This window comes from Cytobacillus citreus, assembly GCF_018343665.1.
In the GTDB taxonomy this organism is placed as follows: Bacteria; Bacillota; Bacilli; order Bacillales; family Cytobacillaceae; genus Cytobacillus; species Cytobacillus citreus.
On the sequence record NZ_JAGYPM010000003.1, the window covers coordinates 277,497 to 296,120 of the forward strand.

22 protein-coding genes are annotated in these 18,624 nt (G+C 36.2%); 7 read left to right on the forward strand and 15 right to left on the reverse strand.

Going from position 1 to position 18,624, the window contains the following annotated elements:
- Nucleotides 1-259 precede the first annotated feature (259 nt).
- Nucleotides 260-1,150: a superoxide dismutase gene (locus KHA94_RS12925; RefSeq protein ID WP_213102548.1), complete on the reverse strand. Its 891-nt coding sequence runs from the start codon at nt 1,148-1,150 to the stop codon at nt 260-262.
- A gap of 360 nt (nt 1,151-1,510) precedes the next feature.
- On the opposite strand from KHA94_RS12925, the gene KHA94_RS12930 reads away from it, so the two are divergent.
- The 5 genes from KHA94_RS12930 (at nt 1,511) to KHA94_RS12950 (ending at nt 4,427) form a co-directional block, all read left to right on the forward strand.
- On the forward strand, nt 1,511-2,050 hold the full coding sequence (locus tag KHA94_RS12930; RefSeq protein ID WP_213102549.1) for a helix-turn-helix domain-containing protein: 540 nt from the start codon (nt 1,511-1,513) through the stop codon (nt 2,048-2,050).
- A gap of 13 nt (nt 2,051-2,063) precedes the next feature.
- Nucleotides 2,064-2,285, forward strand: coding sequence for a PLD nuclease N-terminal domain-containing protein (locus tag KHA94_RS12935; RefSeq protein ID WP_213102550.1), 222 nt, complete (start codon nt 2,064-2,066; stop codon nt 2,283-2,285).
- 1 nt (nt 2,286) lies between these two features.
- Entirely contained in the window at nt 2,287-3,186 is a 900-nt protein-coding gene (locus tag KHA94_RS12940) for an ABC transporter ATP-binding protein (protein ID WP_213102551.1), read from the forward strand.
- A 2-nt stretch (nt 3,187-3,188) separates the two neighbouring features.
- Nucleotides 3,189-3,974, forward strand: coding sequence for an ABC transporter permease (locus tag KHA94_RS12945; RefSeq protein ID WP_213102552.1), 786 nt, complete (start codon nt 3,189-3,191; stop codon nt 3,972-3,974).
- A gap of 96 nt (nt 3,975-4,070) precedes the next feature.
- Nucleotides 4,071-4,427: a PH domain-containing protein gene (locus tag KHA94_RS12950; RefSeq protein WP_213102553.1), complete on the forward strand. Its 357-nt coding sequence runs from the start codon at nt 4,071-4,073 to the stop codon at nt 4,425-4,427.
- 179 nt (nt 4,428-4,606) lie between these two features.
- On the opposite strand, the gene KHA94_RS12955 is transcribed toward KHA94_RS12950, so the two are convergent.
- From KHA94_RS12955 to KHA94_RS12965, 3 genes are all read right to left on the reverse strand, one after another.
- On the reverse strand, nt 4,607-5,026 hold the full coding sequence (locus KHA94_RS12955; protein ID WP_213102554.1) for a hypothetical protein: 420 nt from the start codon (nt 5,024-5,026) through the stop codon (nt 4,607-4,609).
- 359 nt (nt 5,027-5,385) lie between these two features.
- Nucleotides 5,386-5,970 (reverse strand): SMC-Scp complex subunit ScpB, encoded by a 585-nt coding sequence (scpB, locus tag KHA94_RS12960; protein ID WP_213102555.1) that lies wholly within the window; start codon nt 5,968-5,970, stop codon nt 5,386-5,388.
- Nucleotides 5,971-6,048: 78 nt separating this feature from the next.
- On the reverse strand, nt 6,049-6,801 hold the full coding sequence (locus KHA94_RS12965) for a segregation/condensation protein A (RefSeq protein ID WP_213102556.1): 753 nt from the start codon (nt 6,799-6,801) through the stop codon (nt 6,049-6,051).
- Nucleotides 6,802-6,999: 198 nt separating this feature from the next.
- Here KHA94_RS12965 and KHA94_RS12970 point away from each other — a divergent pair, with 198 nt between their 5' ends.
- Together KHA94_RS12970 and KHA94_RS12975 are read left to right on the forward strand one after the other, a co-directional pair.
- Entirely contained in the window at nt 7,000-7,095 is a 96-nt protein-coding gene (locus KHA94_RS12970) for a YjcZ family sporulation protein (protein WP_213102557.1), read from the forward strand.
- Between the two features lie 159 nt (nt 7,096-7,254).
- The gene (locus tag KHA94_RS12975; protein WP_213102558.1) at nt 7,255-7,776 is read left to right on the forward strand and encodes a DUF309 domain-containing protein; all 522 of its coding nucleotides are present in this window, start codon (nt 7,255-7,257) and stop codon (nt 7,774-7,776) included.
- 79 nt (nt 7,777-7,855) lie between these two features.
- Here the strand turns inward: KHA94_RS12975 and KHA94_RS12980 are convergent, their stop codons facing one another.
- From KHA94_RS12980 to KHA94_RS13030, 11 genes are all read right to left on the reverse strand, one after another.
- Complete coding sequence (locus KHA94_RS12980; protein WP_213102559.1) at nt 7,856-8,206, reverse strand: GNAT family N-acetyltransferase; 351 nt, start codon at nt 8,204-8,206, stop codon at nt 7,856-7,858.
- A gap of 1,049 nt (nt 8,207-9,255) precedes the next feature.
- Complete coding sequence (gene lysA, locus KHA94_RS12985; protein ID WP_213102560.1) at nt 9,256-10,575, reverse strand: diaminopimelate decarboxylase; 1,320 nt, start codon at nt 10,573-10,575, stop codon at nt 9,256-9,258.
- A gap of 320 nt (nt 10,576-10,895) precedes the next feature.
- Nucleotides 10,896-12,362 (reverse strand): spore germination protein, encoded by a 1,467-nt coding sequence (locus KHA94_RS12990; RefSeq protein WP_213103239.1) that lies wholly within the window; start codon nt 12,360-12,362, stop codon nt 10,896-10,898.
- Nucleotides 12,352-12,939, reverse strand: a complete 588-nt coding sequence (gene spoVAEA, locus KHA94_RS12995) for a stage V sporulation protein SpoVABEA (protein WP_213102561.1) — start codon at nt 12,937-12,939, stop codon at nt 12,352-12,354. Before spoVAEA ends, KHA94_RS12990 begins: the two co-directional genes overlap by 11 nt.
- A gap of 31 nt (nt 12,940-12,970) precedes the next feature.
- Nucleotides 12,971-13,396 (reverse strand): stage V sporulation protein AB, encoded by a 426-nt coding sequence (locus KHA94_RS13000; protein WP_213102562.1) that lies wholly within the window; start codon nt 13,394-13,396, stop codon nt 12,971-12,973.
- Nucleotides 13,383-14,003 carry a stage V sporulation protein AA gene (locus KHA94_RS13005; protein WP_213102563.1) on the reverse strand — a complete coding sequence of 207 codons (621 nt, stop codon included), beginning with the start codon at nt 14,001-14,003 and terminating at the stop codon, nt 13,383-13,385. The genes KHA94_RS13000 and KHA94_RS13005 overlap by 14 nt, the downstream gene beginning before the upstream one ends.
- A 112-nt stretch (nt 14,004-14,115) precedes the next feature.
- Entirely contained in the window at nt 14,116-14,874 is a 759-nt protein-coding gene (gene sigF / locus KHA94_RS13010) for an RNA polymerase sporulation sigma factor SigF (protein WP_213102564.1), read from the reverse strand.
- An 11-nt stretch (nt 14,875-14,885) separates the two neighbouring features.
- Complete coding sequence (gene spoIIAB, locus KHA94_RS13015; protein ID WP_213103240.1) at nt 14,886-15,326, reverse strand: anti-sigma F factor; 441 nt, start codon at nt 15,324-15,326, stop codon at nt 14,886-14,888.
- A 2-nt stretch (nt 15,327-15,328) separates the two neighbouring features.
- A complete protein-coding gene (gene spoIIAA / locus KHA94_RS13020) occupies nt 15,329-15,679 on the reverse strand; it encodes an anti-sigma F factor antagonist (protein ID WP_213102565.1) in 351 nt (116 codons plus the stop codon).
- Nucleotides 15,680-15,967: 288 nt separating this feature from the next.
- Nucleotides 15,968-17,134: a D-alanyl-D-alanine carboxypeptidase family protein gene (locus KHA94_RS13025; protein ID WP_213102566.1), complete on the reverse strand. Its 1,167-nt coding sequence runs from the start codon at nt 17,132-17,134 to the stop codon at nt 15,968-15,970.
- 166 nt (nt 17,135-17,300) lie between these two features.
- Complete coding sequence (locus KHA94_RS13030; RefSeq protein WP_213102567.1) at nt 17,301-18,605, reverse strand: pyrimidine-nucleoside phosphorylase; 1,305 nt, start codon at nt 18,603-18,605, stop codon at nt 17,301-17,303.
- Nucleotides 18,606-18,624: the final 19 nt, after the last annotated feature.

An 18,624-nucleotide genomic window follows, 5' to 3' on the forward strand; every position in this document is an offset into this window, starting at 1 on the left:
GGCTCGAGGTCTTAAGCCGTTCCGACAAAATGGTTAAAGAGCAACCTTTCTGCCGGCCCGTCTTAAGCTGGTCGCCCCTGAGCAAGCCGCCTCCGCTTTTCTGTTTGGTTTGTACAATTTTATGCAGGACAAGTATGGTTATGACAAAAAAGCTATTTTGAATGGGTCTTTAAAGAAAAAAATCAATGGTAGCAACATATAAAGAGGCGAACCTTTAAGAAATAAATCACCTTACTCTCAGTTAGCCTCTATGAATGTATTAATATGGCTTCCATTTAAGCTCAGAAGCTTTTTGAAAGCGCTCCTCTACATTTTTCCAATTAACAAGATTCCACCAATTATTGACGTAGTCTCCACGATTATTTTTGTACTGAAGATAATAAGCATGTTCCCAGACATCTAAAACAAGTAATGGGATTGTATCCCATTGTGTTAAATTCATATGCTTCTCTGATTGTAGAATTTCAAGATGACTTGACCTTGGTGACCAAACAAGTATAGCCCATCCAACACCTTCAACTTGCTTGGCAGCTTCGCTAAAATGCTTCTTAAAGGCTTCAAAACTGCCAAAATATGTTTCTATTTCTTTTAGTAGTCTCCCGGAAGGTTTCCCGCCACCCTTTGGCTTCATATTACTCCAGAATATTGTATGCAAGTAATGACCAGAGCCGTGGAAAGCTAGTTCACGTGACCAATGCTTCACAAGTGCATAATCTCCAGTTTTCCTTGCCTCATCAAGCTTTATTTCTGCTTTATTTAACCCATCGACATAAGATTTATGATGCTTATCGTGATGTAGCCTCATAATTTCCTCTGAAATATACGGTTCCAGAGCATTATATGGGTATGGGAGTGATGGGAGAGTATGCTGACCAACTGCTATGCTTCGTTCATGCATATAAATGCCGCCAACCTCCTGTCTTTCGGCAAAATATTTCTCTATCCCAGCGTGCAGCTCTTCAACCTGTTCCTGTACTTTTGATAAATCTTCAATATTCAATGGATTATTAATTCCTTCCATTATATCGGTAAACGAGTCCATTTTCCGCCAAATCTCAGTATTTTGATTGACATCCTCAGATTTAAGAAATACTCGCATCTCTTGATTCCACATAATTACATCTTGTATATACTCATCCAAACGACTCATTCTTAACCCTCTTTCCTATGAACTTTCTGATTTCCCTTTCTATCGTATGACCGATTGGCTGAAATATTGCATAAACAAAGTAATACGAAAAGCCTTCGGAACAATCATCTCAGTCACCAACGGAAACAGGACTAACTCCATTAACTTAGACAACTGTTCCTGCTATTCCCACAAACATGTTTATTTTTTGGCCACTCCTTCCCTCTCTAGTTACTAGATCTGTCCGATTAACTGCCGCAGCCTGAATTTTGAATAAAATTTCTTCATTCCTTCTGGAAAAATTTTTATAAATTGTATACATTTTATAAAAATAATGCTATTATCATTTTATATAATGATAATGACTTTGGAGGGATTTAAATGACAAGGAAAGCTGATCTGCTCCTTCATCCAATTCGAATGAGAATTGTGCAACAATTGCTACTAGGGAAACCGCTGACAATTGCGCAACTTTTAGATGTTCTTGGCGATGTTCCTCAAGCTACTTTATATCGTCATATTAATCTTTTAATAAATGCAGATCTTATTGAGATAATCGATACGAAAAAAGTAAAAGGAACGGAAGAACGAGTGTTTTCAGTCAAGAAAGAGAACTTACAGGTACCTGAAAGTGAAATAGAAGCTACTTCACAGGAAGATCATATACGTCATTTTTCAGTATTTCACGGTAATTTGCTTCAGTTAGCGACAACTTATCTGACGGAGACTTCACCAAAACAGTATGAAGAAGAAGGATTTGCTTATTGGTATACACCTATTCATCTAACAGACGGGGAATTTCAGGAGCTCGTCCAGTCAATTAATAAATCTATTGAAAAAGTGATAAATAACAAGCTGACACCTGAACGAACCACTCGAATATTTGCAGGCATGTTCATTCCACAAAAATCACGAGAATAAGGAGGAACCGCAAATGCATTATGGCTATGAAATTGGAATAGAAAAACTCGGGAATTGGCTGCCTCTTCTTCTTCCCATCCTCATTTTACAATTAATTTTAATTTCTGTTGCATTATGGGATTTGTTAAAAAGGGAACTTAGCAATGAATATAAATGGCTTTGGATCGCGATAATTGTTTTTGTTAGTATTTTTGGTCCGATTTTGTATTTTACCGTAGGGAGGAGAAGACGGTAATATGAACATACTCCAGGTAAGCCATCTTCAAAAGAATTACGGAGATCATGAGGTCATTAAAAACATTGACTTTCAAATCGATTACGGCGAATGTGTCGCTCTTCTTGGTCCAAACGGAGCAGGTAAAACTACTATTATTAAAATGCTTTTAGACATAACAAAACCTACTGGCGGTCAAATTCTATTCGAAGGAGAGTGTCATGACCAAAAGCGTCAGTTTATAGGATATTTGCCGCAACATCCCACTTTCTATTCGTGGATGACAGGAAAGGAATTGCTCGTATTCATGGGGGGGCTATCAAATATAGATAAGGAAAGCTTAGAACAACGAATAAATGAAATACTAGACTTAGTGGGACTGAGTAATGCGGAAAATAAGCAAATCGGAACCTATTCAGGAGGGATGAAGCAAAGGTTGGGCATCGCCCAGGCACTTATCCATCAACCCAAGTTACTTATTATGGATGAACCTGTTTCCGCACTGGATCCAATAGGGAGAAGAGACATGTTGGAATTGCTAAAATTCATCAAACAGAAATCAACCATCCTATTTTCCACTCATATTCTGCACGATGCGGAAGAGCTTTGTGATAAGATACTTATCCTTAATCAAGGTAAATTACTTGTCAATGGCTACATTAATCAGGTGATTAATCAAAATCAACAACCAGTATTTATTATTCAGGCACCTCGAGTTAACGAGTGGGCTCCACAACTAGTAAACGAAGATATCGTTGAATCTATTGTACAAACAGGAAGTATCGCAAAAGTCCATGTTAAAAACATTGAACAAGGAAGAACTTGGCTATTAGACAATATTTACCGCTTGAAACTGCCTATCCAAAAATTCGAACTAGTACAGGAAAGCCTTGAAGAGATCTTTTTAAGGATGGTGAAGTAAACATGGACCACCTATTTGTTCTATTAAAGAAAGAGTGGCTTGAAGCTAGAAGAAGTTACAAATTATTGTGGTTTCCTGTGGTATTTATGTTTTTGGGAATCATTCAGCCTCTTTCGTCCTATTATTTACCTCAAATATTGCAAATTGCTGGCGGATTGCCTGAAGGTATAGAGATTACATTGCCTAAATTTACTGCAGAAGATGTTCTGGCTTCGACCTTGACTAATCAATTTGACCAATTGGGCTTGATAATTATTGTAATTGGTATGATGGGGATCGTAGTATCGGAAAAAAACAACGGAATGCTCGCGTTTATTTTGACACGCAACACAAGATTAGGAGAGTATTTACTTAGCAAGTGGATTGGGCAGGCTGCTATTGTCGCAGGGTCAGTTGCAATTGGATTTCTGATGGCAATATTTTATACCTCCTATTTGTTTAAGGCTGTGTCATTAGCTAGAGTCGCTGCAGGGCTTGGTGTTTATTACATTTGGTGTCTGTTCATATTAACTTTTGCACTTATGTTGGGTGCGTTACTATCTAGATCCTCGGCAGTCGCTGTATTATCCATTTTTGTTCTAATACTTTTGAAAGCCACAACTCCACTCGGGGCTGGATTTCAAATCTTAAATCCCGCGTATTTGACGAATCATGCGGTCAACATCATGATATCCGGCAATGCTTTACCTCATCTTTTAACAACAGTGACTATTACTTTATTCCTCAATGTACTTTTCATGTTTTTATCAAAATATTATTTAAAAAGAAAAGAGTTGCCCTCTATGTGACTTAATATGTATACCAACAACCATGATGAAGCTTTTGTATAAAGTGAGAATTATTAATAAACCAATCATGCATTTATAACAAGGAGGAGATAAAAAATGAGTATTCAAGTTGTATTGGAAAATAGCGAATTAATATTGGATATTTCAGGCTGGACAGCGGTAACTAATTTAAGACGGAGGATAAAGATTCCTTATAATTCAGTCGTTGACGTACAGACGGGTAATTTCAAGTTTCCCTTGACAGCTATAAAAAGAACAGGCATTACTACATTGGATTATAAAGCTGGGATTTTCCTTATTGATGGAAAAAAACATTTCTTAACCTATCATGAAGACAGTAAAGTAATAATTCTAAGTTTGAAAGAAAATGAATTTGACAAGGTAGTAATTGAAAGCGAAGATCCAGAACAACTAGCAAACAATATTTTGCTTCGTTGCTCTTCACTTAAATAATCAAAATTGCTTAATGATTAAACGGTACACTTTTTTGGACATATAAATTGGTCTTCCTTTATCTTGTCTGAGGGATTAGTCTTTCTCTTTCCCATTTGTAAAATCCACTTCTTTAACTTCTGGAAAGGATTGGCTAGACTTAATAAGAGCAGCTCGAAGGCTGCTCTTTAAGACAGTTATTATTGCGGTTGAACAATATATTCTAATGGCGAACGCAGATTATAGCTATTTTGGCTATTTAATGATTCAAATATTGCTGGTAGTTTTGAAAAATCTATATCTTGAAAATATGATGCAAATTCGATTTTGGAATTGATATAGACTCTTCTCCGATGGCGAAATCCTGGATTTTTCAATAAACAAACAAGTGCAACAATATCTTTTAGTTCTACATCTGCTGAACCTGCTTTAAAAATTGGATTCGATTCGAATGGAGTAAACTCATTAACTAATTCTTCAAAATAACGGACATACAATACATGCAATGTTTTTTCTTGTCCATCTTCTTCAAAAGTTATTTCACTTCTGTTAAAAAAATCCTCAGATGTATTAGATTTTTCCTTTTCGAGTTCATAGCCTTTACACTGTTTAATAAGCATGTAAGCCCCTCCTAGAACATATTCCCCGTGTGTAAAATTACATGAGTAATGCACAAATCTATATTATCATAAAGTTCAACTAACAATCAGTGGTTGTTTTCGTGACCACTGATTGTTAATTGAATTTATCATGAGTAGGCCACGTCTTCCCAAAAGCATCCCTTTTGGTCGTGCGATGAATCTCTGACGAAGCATTCCTTAGCCTCCGGCATTCACCTGACTAGGACATCCTTGTTCGTCGTCGGACTTTACAGGCTATTGAACCCCTACCTAGAATTTTTTATTCCCTAAACTTCATTTCGTTATCGGGCATACAGCCAATTAATCTGCGATAAATAATTTCAACTAAATGACTTAACTTAAGAATCAAAGGTTTCCTTAAACTTATCAAAGAATAAATCTGCTTCATCCTGAAGGAATTCTTCATCAACCTTTTCGGGAAGCGACGGTAGCTCTTCTATTCTTTTTAAACCAAAATAATCAAGAAATTCTTTGGTCGTCCCATATAAATAAGCCCTACCAGTCCCTTCTGCTCTGCCCACTTCTTTAATTAATGCTTTTGCTGCTAATGTATGTAATGGCCTTTCCGTTTTTACACCTCTAATTTCTTCTATTTCCGCTCTTGTAATTGGCTGCTTATAGGCAATAATAGCAAGGGTTTCAAGTGCTGCCTGAGATAGAGTGGCATTGGAAGGAGACACAACAAGTTTCTTTAGATAATCGGAATTTTCCTTTTTAGTAGCTAGCTGAAAGGTTCCAGCTATCTCGACAATTGTTATCCCACGTTCGGTTGTCTTATAATCCTCCATTAACTCTCTGAGCACAGTTTCAGACTGCGACTCGTCCATTTCCAATACAAGGGCAATTTGTTTTAGAGAAAGCCCTTCATCCCCAGCAGCGAATAAGAGACTTTCTACAATTCCCTTCCAATTAATGATCTCCAAGTAATACTACCCCTTTCGTTGTTCGAAAAGTGAGAAACCTTTCAGCTTCTAGTGTCAAATTGAATCAATGGTGCGAAGCTAGATAATAGTTAAAAAGATTTCCGAAAAATTTCTTTCTTGTTCCATATGAATTTCCTTGCGTTTTATTAGCTCTAAGACAGCAAGAAAAGTAACAACAATTTGCTCTCTATCAGGTATTGGAAACAGGTCGTTAAAGCTTTTCCTTCCTTTATATTCCTTTAAATCGTTTAAAATTTCATCCATTCTTTTCTCAATCGGAATTTCCTGACGGGCAATTTTTGTTGTAAGAGGTTTTTGCAATTTTTGCCTGCGTAAAAGCTTCTGAAACGCACCTAACATGTCATAAAGAGTTACATTTATATCAGTTTTCTCAGGCTTTATTTCTTTGGCAAAATCTGATAGGTCACTCGGTGGCTTAGTAAAAATTAAGCCCCTTTCCTGCTCTAATTCTTTCAACTCAACAGCTGCTTCTTTATATTTTCGGTATTCAATTAATCTTTCAACTAGCTCGTCCATTGGATTCTCTTCTTCTTCAATGGAATATTCATTTTCCAGTAATTCCTCTTCATGCTTTGGTAGCAGCATTTTGCTTTTGATTGCTAGAAGAGTTGCAGCCATAACTAAATACTCGCTCGCAATATCAAGCTGAAGCTCTTGCATTGTGTGGATATATAATAAATATTGCTCCGTTATTTCTGCTACGGGAATATCGTAAATATCGATTTCAAGACGATTTATCAAATGAAGGAGAAGATCGAGCGGCCCTTCAAAAGCATCAATCTTTACATTATAATGCTTTATTTCATGCATACTTTCTCACCAAAATTTCTAAGTATTAGTTTCCACATAAAGACTATATTAAGTATAAATTATTCATACACGTTATCCAATAGAAAAATAACTCTTACTAAGATTGGTGAAAATAATGAATCCGCCCATACCATTTCACATATGCCTACATAAGATGATTTTGAACAATAAATTAAGAAGAAACAGGAGGTATTAAATATGTCTGGTGGCTTTGGTTGTGGAGGCACAGGATTTGCCTTAATTGTCGTATTGTTTATTCTATTGATTATTGTAGGTGCTTCTTGGTGCTTCTAATGAAGTAAATCTGAGAGTACTCTTTTAAAGGCGTTAAGATTGCCCGGTTTTATGCCGGGTTTTTATTATGCCTATTTTATTTTAAAATCCTCAATCCAAACATATCAACATCGTTCGCAGCAGGCTTTCTATGGTAATATTAAAAAGGGGGTGTAATGGTTGTTTCCAAAAGAATATATTGAATTTTTAGTTCATTTCCATAGTGATCGAGATTATTTTGAGTGTCACGAGGTGCTTGAGGATTATTGGAAAAGTGTAGACCCAAGTAATAAAAGATCCATCTGGGTAGGTTTTATTTTATTTGCAGTTTCTAATTATCATCATCGGAGAGGAAACTACAGCGGAGCAAAAAGAACATTGACCAAGTCTATCAGCATTTTTCATGCAAATATAAATCAACTATCCATGTTAGGCATAGATAAAGAAAAATTTCTTAAAGATTTAAGATTAAAACATAATGATATTTCAAAAGGAAGTAAATATATAAGCTATAACTTGCCACTTATTGATCAGTCTTTACTCTCTCAATGCATAAATAAATGTCAAAAAGACGGCCTAAAATGGTGTTCTGCTAGTAATTTAGAAAATGTACAGATCATTCACCGCCATTTACTTCGAGATCGCAGTCAGGTCATTAACGATCGATTACTTGCATTAAATAATAAAAATAGCAATCGATAAATCACGATTGCTATTTTTAAATTAGACATTTACAGGAAGCAACAATAAAAACAGAAATTACTCGCTCCCTTATCTAAAATTATCCCTCAAAATCGCATTTTTGAAGAAATGATTTCGTATTTTCGTTTGGTATAAGCTCTTTCGCTGGATACATTTCTTTGAATGCTTTCACCATTGTTTTTCCAATCCCTTGATGCCTATGTGAAGGGGTGACAGAAATATGTTCAATCATTGTAGCACTATCCTGAAATGAAACCCCCATTAAACCAATTATATCGTCCCCATCTTTCCATAAAAATAATTGCTTTGTATCATCATTTTCATATTGCTTCATTGTCTGCTGCAATATTTTTAAATCTTTTTCATTTGGCATAAATGATAACAGGCCCATTGCAATCTTCTCAAATGCTTTCTTATATCGTATTAACATATTATCCCTCATTATTAGAAAAACTTGCGTTTGCCAGGTTTTTCGGCAAATGCTTAGTTTTTCTTATGCGATCTTATTAGCAGAAACTTAATCAATTTCACACATTTTATTTATTAAGCTAATTAATATAATCATTCTTTTTAGCTTAGAAAAACTTGCGTTTGCCAAGTTTTTCGGCGAATGCTTAGTTTTTCTTATGCGATCTTATTAGCAAAAACTTGTAATAATATCTATTATCTGTCCAACCATTATAACACTATTTTTTCCATAAACTCTTCATTTCAAACTTACTAATAATATATGTATCCAGCCTCTCATTGTTCCTTCAGACTAACATTGTCTTTTACTTTGATGGCATAATCACAAACCAATAAAAAAGCCCCCACAAAATGCTAAACACTAAAAATAGAACAAAAAGAAACCAATTATTTTTCTTCATAAATCTTAAGTTGCCCTCCCGTAAACAAATCTAAAAAAAACTTGGACAATTTTATTTTACACGAAACCCATTTATATTTCCATGATCCTAGGTAAAAAAACAATTGAACAAATACGCAAGCGCCTTCGGAACAATTAAAGGACAAATTGTTCCTGAGATGAATATTCAAAGAAGCTTTCCTTAGTGCTCACCTCCGACAAGCACAAGACTAGCCTCACGGAAAGGTGTTCTTTACCTTTCTGAGAGGATTGATCGAAATGTGAAGGCGACTGTTTAGGGACGACTGCATAAGACGAGCCCTGTAAGAAGACGTTCTTTGTCTTCTGGAAGGGATCGGCTTATGACGCGAGTCCCTAGGAGCCGTAACTAGACAAGCTTGTGACCTCGAGGTCGACAAAAGCGCGACGTCCTCCCAAAAGCTTCTCTTTTGGTCGTGCGATGTGTCGCTGACGTAGCTTTCCTTGTCCTGTCGCATTGTCGACACTAGTACGTCCTGTACGTCGGAGGTAGGCGCTGGAGCTGAACGTAGATAAACTATATCTCAAGTTATCAAAAGATAGCGAAAATTATTATTTCCTATACAATAAAAAAACTGCCTAAAAAAGGCAGCTTAATTATTTATCCTTTTTTTAATCGACATGTCCATACGAATTAAATCCTCATAAGTTTCTCGTTTTACAACAAGCTTTGCTACTCCATTTTCAACAAAAACAACAGCAGGTCTTGGCAAGCGATTATAGTTATTAGCCATTGAATAGCCGTATGCACCTGTACAGAAAACTGCTAAAAGATCATTGCTATGTGACTTTGGAAGCGGGAGATCCCAAATGAGCATATCGCCAGATTCACAGCATTTTCCTGCAATTGAAACTGTTTCACTAGATTTCTCAAGAGGACAATTTGCAATTACAGCTTCATATTTGGCTTGATAAAGTGCAGGTCTTATATTATCATTCATACCTCCGTCAACTGCCACATAATTTCTTATATTCGGTACTTCTTTTCTTGAACCAATTTTGTAAAGAGTTGTTCCAGCATCTCCTACTAGTGAACGTCCTGGCTCAATCCAAATCTCAGGCATTTTCATTGAATAATGGGATGCTTGCTTCTTAACTTCTTCAATAATTTCCGCAACATATTGAGCAGCAGGGAGGGGCTGATCTTCGGCTGTATATCTAATACCAAATCCGCCACCTAAATTTAATACCTTCGATTCAAAGGCAAATGCCTCTTTCCAGTCATGAAGTTTTTCGAATAATTTCTTTGCTGCTAAAATAAAGCCAGTCGTTTCAAATATTTGTGATCCAATATGGCAATGAAGCCCAAGTACTTCAATTCTTTCTAATTGAAGAGCCTTTGCCAATGCTTCTTCTGCTTGCCCATTTTGCAGATCAAAACCAAATTTTGAATCAGCTTGTCCAGTTAAAATATAGTCATGGGTATGGGCTTCGATTCCAGGTGTAACTCGTAATAGGATTTTCGTATTCACTCTCATAGATTCACAAATGGAATTAAGCAATTCCAGTTCATAAAAATTATCAACAACAATGCAGCCTATTTCGTTCTTTAATGCCATTTCAAGCTCTTCTTTACTTTTATTGTTTCCATGAAAATGGATTCGCTCTTGTGGGAATCCAGCTGCTAAAGCTGTGTATAATTCACCGCCTGATACGACATCCAGAGAAAGACCTTCCTCATCTGCTAGTTGAACCATTGCAATCGTTGAAAATGCTTTGCTTGCATAAGCCACCTGTGCTGGTATGTTTAAGTTTTCAAATGTTTGTTTAAATCCTCTAGCTCTTTCCCGTATCAAAGAAACATCATATACATATAAGGGTGTGCCGAACTCATTGGCCAGTTCAACTGTATCAATACCACCAATCTCAAGATGTCCTTTCGCATTCACTTTCGAAGTTCCGTGAAAATACATAGTTCCCCCTCTTCCCTATCTAAACTTATATAGAAAAACTTGTCGTTCGCTAAGTCATACTAGCAAATGCTTCGTTTTTCTTATGTGATCTCCTTTGCAGAGACTTAAACGATATCTCATATTTTCTTTATCACGTTAATATGCTTTAACCTTACTAGCCAAAAATAGACAGATTTCACAAGGAATCTGTCTATTCTATTATTTCGCATCTTCAATTATTTAATTTTACAATTATTGAACTAATTTAAAAATATTAAAAATACTTTATCATAAATTGAATTGAATCGCAATTACTATAGTGAAATCTGAGTAATTCGTATTTATTTTACTGATTGCTTATATCGGTTATGCGTATGAACAATACTTGGACGAACTACTGATCCTGGTACAGACGTCCTTACCAATACATTCCATAAAGCTATAGGATGAAATGGGATAAATGGCCATAAATAAGGAATATTGAGTGGTTTATTATTAGCTAGCCAGATAATAAAGAATGTCCCCCCGATTATAAATCCAGGTGCATGAAATATAGCAACAATTGCCAAAAAGATGAGACGCACAATTTTATTTGCGATGCTTAATTCATAGCTTGGCGTAGTATAATTTCCAATAGCTGATAAAGCAACATATAGGATTACTTCGGGTGTGAATAAGCCAACATCAATTGCAATTTGTCCAATTAATACTGCAGCAATTAAACCCATCGCTGTTGATAAAGGTGTAGGAGTATGAATAGCTGCCATACGGAAAAATTCGACACCTAAATCGGCAAGGAATATTTGAAGGATTATCGGAATATTATTTTCTTCATTAGGGCCAATAAATGAAAGCTTTTCAGGTAATAAAGACGGCTCTATTACAAACAGAAACCATAGCGGCAGTAGGAAGAGTGATGCAATGACTCCAAGAAAACGAATCCACCGTACAAAAGTCCCTACTGCTGGTGATTGTCTAAATTCCTCTGCATGCTGCAAGTGGTAGAAATATGAAGTTGGTGTAATCATAACACTCGGCGATGTATCAACATAAATAAGAACATGTCCATCTAGTAAATGTGCAGATGCCACGTCAGCACGCTCTGTGTAACGAACTTGTGGAAAAGGATTAAATCCTTGCTTAAAAATAAATTCTTCAACCGTTTTGTCCGCCATTGTAATTCCATCAATATCAATTGAATTAATTTCTTTTCTGACAATTTCAACTAAATCAGGATTTGCAATATCCTTAATATAGCCAATCGCAATATCTGTTTTAGACCTTTCACCGACACGAGTGATTTCAAAGCGGAGTCGTTCATCCCGAATTCGCCTTCTCGTTAAAGCAGTATTAACAATGATATTCTCAACAAACCCATCCCGTGAGCCGCGTACAACCCTTTCCGTATCTGGTTCCGTCGGTGTTCTGCCTGGATAGCTGCGAACATCAACAACAAAGCCGACGCATTCTCCATCTATTACTACAACGATAAGTCCGGACAATACTTGATCCACGAGTTCATCCATTGTTTTTATTGGTACAATGGATGGATGAACAAGTCTATTTTCAATGATCTCAAAGAGATTGCTTGATAACTTCTCGTGATCGTTTATTGCAACAAGCTCTTCAATCAGTTCAACGATTATTCGAGAATCTGTTAACCCGTTAACATAATAAATTTGAACATTTTTACGAAGAATTTTTAACTTTCTTACACCTAAATCGAAGCTTTTCCCAAGCCCAATTTTCTCTTTCATATATTTTTCTATTTTATCTACTGATTCTGGAATAGGCATTTTATTTTTCATTTTGTTCTCTGTCACGAAATCCGCTCCTTTCCAAAATAAGATCTACTGCTTTTCTTGTAATTGGCGAACCATTTTCATAATGATCTTTCTTAGCCATTTTTCCAATATCTCCAATTCCAACAATGATTGGAACATTAAGCTCATCTAAACAATAAACAGTATCTCCATAAACCCTCCCCATATCCATTTCAGGCAAACCATACTTATCTACCCCGTAAGGAGTTAATACACCATCACGATCGATAGAAATATTTACCCTAGTCCATTCTGCCTGCCTTGTTTTTGCTGCGACAGCAATAATTCCTAAGACCTCAATATCTTTATGACTTGCAACATATTTTAAAGCCTTTTCTCCTGCACCTTCTCCAACAAATCCACTGTCGTCAAACATAACAAAAACAGGATCATGAGGAGCTTTTTTAATTAGTTTAACAAGCACTGGTCCATCCAAAGCTGAAGGATTCCCGTGCGATGACGTGATGCACCTGCCCCCTACCTCTTTTGCAATAAATTCCACGGATCTTCTTGCATAATCATCCCCATCGGTTATTAAAATAACTCTCCTCCTATCATCCATGTTTTTATCCCTTTCCTATTAAGTTGGTTTGTTATTTATTCACAAAATACATCCATTGATAAAGGGAGCCAAAAATTTTCCCAAATACAATAGCCATTAATAAAATCACAATCTGTCCATCAATTCCGATCCTTTTCGCTAGTATCGGAAGTACATTCAGTACTTCAGTTAATGCTGCAGCCAGCATTCCAACAAACACCCCTGCCGCTAAACCAATAGGAATTAATAAAGAAGGTGTGAAAACGAAGATTGGATTCCATAAAGTACACATACCTCCAAGGACCGCACCCATAATAACTGCCCATTCATAAAAACGGATCATTTTCATTGTTTTGGTCAACTGCATGAGTCTGGGAATAATGCCTAACACGGTTAAAAATGCAACGAAACCCGAGCCGACAGCTAGTCCGCCAGCTAGGCCGATAAATATGACTAAGACAATATTAATGGTCGTCAAAATTCTTCATACTTTCTTTGTTTTCATTAAAAGCAATATAGTTATCAAGATCCATTTGATAATTAAAAATTTCTACTTCTAAAGGGCTCGGTTCCTCATTAATGCGCTTTTTAAATAAATGATTAAAAAAAAGGATCATTCCCAATCCTAAACCAAAAGAGTATGGTATTTGGAAAATTAATGGTTTCGAATCAACCTCACCAGTCATAATTGTATAAATTCGCTGTTGAACTTCCTGCATGCTTACGTCCTCATGAAAATTCATTATCGTAAGGGCCGCACCAAAAAATAATAATAGCCAGACTAAAATAAATAGAGGCAATGATACCTTCCGTTTTTTGAAAACAACCTCGATAATTACCTGCGCGGGACCAATTGTTTGAATATCAGCTTCTGGAATAATACTATTTATTGATTTGATCACCTTCATTACATCGATAACAATCATATTTTGATCCTTTTCACTTACCTCATAAATCTTTAAATTTCTTATTTGTTCATAAATATTTTCACCAGCAATAATTTGCGCAATGTCCTTTAGTAAAATGGATTCGTACGGACGAACTTGCAAACGATGTCGCAACCGAATATATACCGTTTGTTCCATTTCATTCACTTCCCACACATTGATTTACTTGTATAAGTAGTATGAGTTACATATATTTACTTCATGATGACCAATAATTGGATAATCGAAAAAGCAAAAAGACCGTACGGATTTATATATCCATACGGTCTTTCATTTGCTGGAGAATCTTTTTTTCCAGCCTTGAAACTTGAACTTGAGAAATACCCAATCTTAAGGCTACCTCAGATTGAGTTTGATCTTTGTAATATCGTAAATAAACAATTAATCTCTCTCTCTCATCCAATTCATTAATAGCTTCCTTTAATGCAATTTTATCAAACCATTTCCCTTCATTGCCATCATCGATTTGATCAAGAAGTGTAATTGGATCCCCATCATTTTCATACACGGTTTCATGAATCGACGAAGGTGTACGTCCTGCTTCCTGCGCAAGAATGATATCCTCTGGAGAAATATCTAGGAATTCCGAAAGCTCATTGACGGTAGGAATTCTTCCGAGTGATTTGGATAATTCATCTTTTGCCTTCCGAATTTTGTTTCCCATTTCCTTTAGTGAACGACTAACCTTTACCGTACCATCATCACGAATAAAGCGCTGAATTTCCCCAATAATCATTGGAACAGCATATGTTGAAAACTTTACATCATAACTTAGATCAAACTTATCAACGGATTTTAATAATCCAATACAACCGATCTGGAAGAGATCATCTGGTTCATATCCCCTGTTTAAAAAGCGCTGGACTACAGACCATACGAGGCGCATGTTTTTTTGTACGATTGTATCCCGGGCACTTTGATCACCCTCCTGGCTCTTTTTAATTAATTCCTTGACTTCATGATCCTTCAAAAATGCTTGGCTTTTCTCCGTTTTTACCTCCACATCCATAGCAAGACTCCTTAATTACACAGCATTTTACTTTTTGATAAATGCTTTCTTAATCGGATCTCTGTGCCTTTCCCCGGTTGCGACTGTATTTCGATTTCATCCATGAAATTTTCCATAATCGTAAAGCCCATTCCAGATCTTTCTAGTTCAGGCTTTGTTGTAAATAGCGGCTGACGAGCTTCTTCTACATCCATGATACCTAAGCCTTGATCTCTAATTGACATATCAATAAAGTCGTCCTCCATTTTGACAGAAATATATACCATTCCATTAGGATCCTGTTCATAGCCGTGAATAATTGCGTTTGTTACGGCTTCTGAAACAACAGTTTTAATCTCTGTTAATTCATCCATTGTTGGATCAAGCTGAGTAATAAAAGCGGCAACTGTTACACGAGCAAATGATTCATTTTGACTCAACGCACTGAATTGGATATGCATTTCGTTTTTCATCATCACGCAACCCCCAGTCTTTGCAAAGCAAATTCTTCAGTCGGCTCTAATCGAATGATTTTAAATAAACCCGACATTTCAAATAATCTTTGAACGGCTGGAGAAATTGCACAGACGACCATTTCACCATGGATCTGTTTTATTTGTTTATATCTGCCAAGAATGACTCCTAATCCAGAGCTATCCATAAAGGTAAGCTTCTCCATATTTAATACAATATGATGGATTTCATAATCTTCAATTGCTTTCGTTGCTTTTTCACGTAGCTCATCTGCAGAATGATGATCTAACTCTCCACTAAGACGAATACATAAGACATCTTTTTTAACTTCTAAATGAATGGTAAGACTCACTACTATAGCCTCCTTATCTAGTATCAACAGTTAAAGCCAGATTTCATTTCAAACTTACTTTAACCGTTTTTTAGGATTGGCTCTACCGATATCACTTAAATTATTTGTTTGCATAAGGACAAAGCTTATAAGGGTCCTTAGCTATTAAATTAAGTAATACACTTTTGGCCTTTTATAGTGAGTCCAATTCGATATTCGATAACCTATTTCCTTCTGTAAATACAAAACTAGTGCTAATTCGCTAAAAGTAGAATACATATCAGTTGATTCGACAAAAGTGAATGTAAATTATTCTCCTGCTTTTGTGAACATTCCAATAGAGCGCTTATACAATGTCCACCAGCTTGCTTCCTTGCTCGATTCTTTTGCTACAAGCGGACTTTTCACTATTGCTTTTCCATCTTGGATCAGTTTCAAGGTGCCAATCTTGTCTCCTTTTTTCACTGGTGCCTTTACATTTTTGTCAAAAACAATAGATTGTTTAATATTTTCAATACTTTCTCCTTTTTTTGTTAATAAGGAAATTGATTCACTTGTTAGAGCTTCGATTTTTTTCTTTTCACCTTTACTAACTGCGACTTTTCCCAATGTTACGTTTCTTTTATACATAGGGTGTGTTTTATATTGGCTAAATGCATAGTCTAGCATTTTTGTCACTTGTGCATTCCGTTCTTTAGAAGTAGGTGCTCCAAAAACAACGGCAATTACTCGCATTCCTTCTTTTTCTGCTGTTGCTGTTAAGCAATATTTTGCCTCGTTAGTAAATCCAGTTTTTAAACCATCAACCCCCGGGTAAAAACGGACAAGACGATTTGTATTGACTAACCAAAACTTTTTATCAGTTCCTTCACGAAGATATGATTCGTATGTACTTGTAAATTTTGTTATATCTTCATATTTAAGCAGCTCTTTAGCCATTTTCGCCATATCATTTGCAGAGCTAAAGTCATCCTTGCCCGGTAGTCCAGTAGCAGATTTAAACTCTGTATTTTTTAATCCAAGTTGTTTTGCTTTTTTGTTCATCATTTTTACAAATTCCTCTTCCGAACCTGCCAGCCTTTCTGCCATAGCAACTGATGCATCATTACCTGAAGCAATGGCGATCCCTTCTAGCATCTGCTTTGTTGTCATTTCTTCTCCAGGCTCAAGAAATATTTGAGATCCGCCCATTGATGCCGCATACTCACTCGTTCGAATTTTTTCGTCCATTGAAAGCTTGCCTTGATCGATTGCTTCCATTATTAGGAGCATCGTCATGACCTTTGTCATACTAGCAGGCGGAAGTTTTTCATTACTATTTTTTTCATATAGTACGGTTCCTGTGTCACGCTCGATTAATATCGCAGATCTTACATTTTGAGCTAAATCTACTTCATTTTCTCTTGCTAAAATTGCAGGAGTAAACATTGAAGATATTAAAAAGGAGATAACTATAAAAGAGACAATTCGTTTCATTACATAACCCTCCATTCTTTATAGCCTCCATCTTTTCCAATTAAAAGAAATTTATACTATCCACTTCATGGTGAAATGCATATTTTAAGCTTTGACAATATTTGGGCCAAAATAAAAAAACGCCAGAGCTTTTTCCTCTGACGTTTTTTCATAATATTATCTCTTCCTACTCAGTAATTTCCTCATGAATAAGAACTGGTGCAGGAACTTTTTTACTTGAAATTGTTATATTCTCATAAAGCTTTGTTTTTACTTCTTCAACATCTTCAAAATTACTATAAATAGTAACAAGAGACTCGCCTTTTTTCACTTGATCTCCAATTTTTTTACGTAGGACAAGGCCAACTGCTAGATCAATAACCGATTCTTTTGTTGCTCGGCCAGCACCTAGAAGCATCGCAGCTGTTCCAATTTCATCAGCAACTATTTCTGATACATATCCATCTTCCTTCGCCTCAAGTTCAATTAAATATTTTGCTTGTGGCAACTTTGAAGGGTCATCAACAACAGATGCATCTCCGCCTTGAGAGCTTAAAAAGGTTTTAAATACCTTTAAAGCAGTTCCGTCATTTATTACTCCTTGGAGCATTTCACGGGCTTCTTTTAGAGTATTGGCTTTTTTAGCAAGATAAACCATATGACTTCCCAATGTTAAACATAATTCGGTTAAGTCCTCTGGGCCTTCCCCTTTTAATGTATCTATCGCTTCTTTTACTTCTAGAACATTTCCAATTGCATATCCAAGTGGCTGGCTCATATCAGATATTACAGCCATTGTGTTTCTACCTACATTATTGCCGATTCGGACCATCGCTTTGGCAAGTTCTCTAGAGTCATCCAGTGTCTTCATGAATGCACCTGCGCCTGTTTTAACATCAAGAACAATCGCATCCGCTCCAGCAGCTATCTTTTTACTCATAATCGAAGCCGCAATAAGAGGAATACTATCAACAGTTGCCGTTACATCACGGAGTGCATAAAGCTTTTTATCAGCAGGTGTCAGATTACCACTTTGCCCGATAACAGCCACTTTATTTTTATTGACAAGATCAATAAATTCTTGGTTTTCTATTTCTACATGGAAGCCTTTAACCGATTCAAGCTTATCGATTGTCCCACCAGTATGCCCTAACCCTCGACCGGACATTTTTGCTACAGGTACATCTAAAGCTGCAACTAATGGGCCTAATACAAGAGTTGTTGTATCACCAACACCACCAGTTGAATGCTTATCTACTTTAATTCCTTCAATTTCTGATAAATCAATCTGATCTCCCGATTGAACCATTGCTAGGGTTAAATCAGCTCTTTCTTTTTCTGTCATCCCTTGGAAAAAGATAGCCATCATTAAGGCACTTGCTTGATAGTCTGGAATGGAGCCATCTGTATATCCTTTTATAAAAAATTGAATTTCTTCCGTTGATAATTCTCTTCCGTCTCTTTTATTTTCAATAATATCGACCATTCTCATTATTGATCACCGCTCCGCT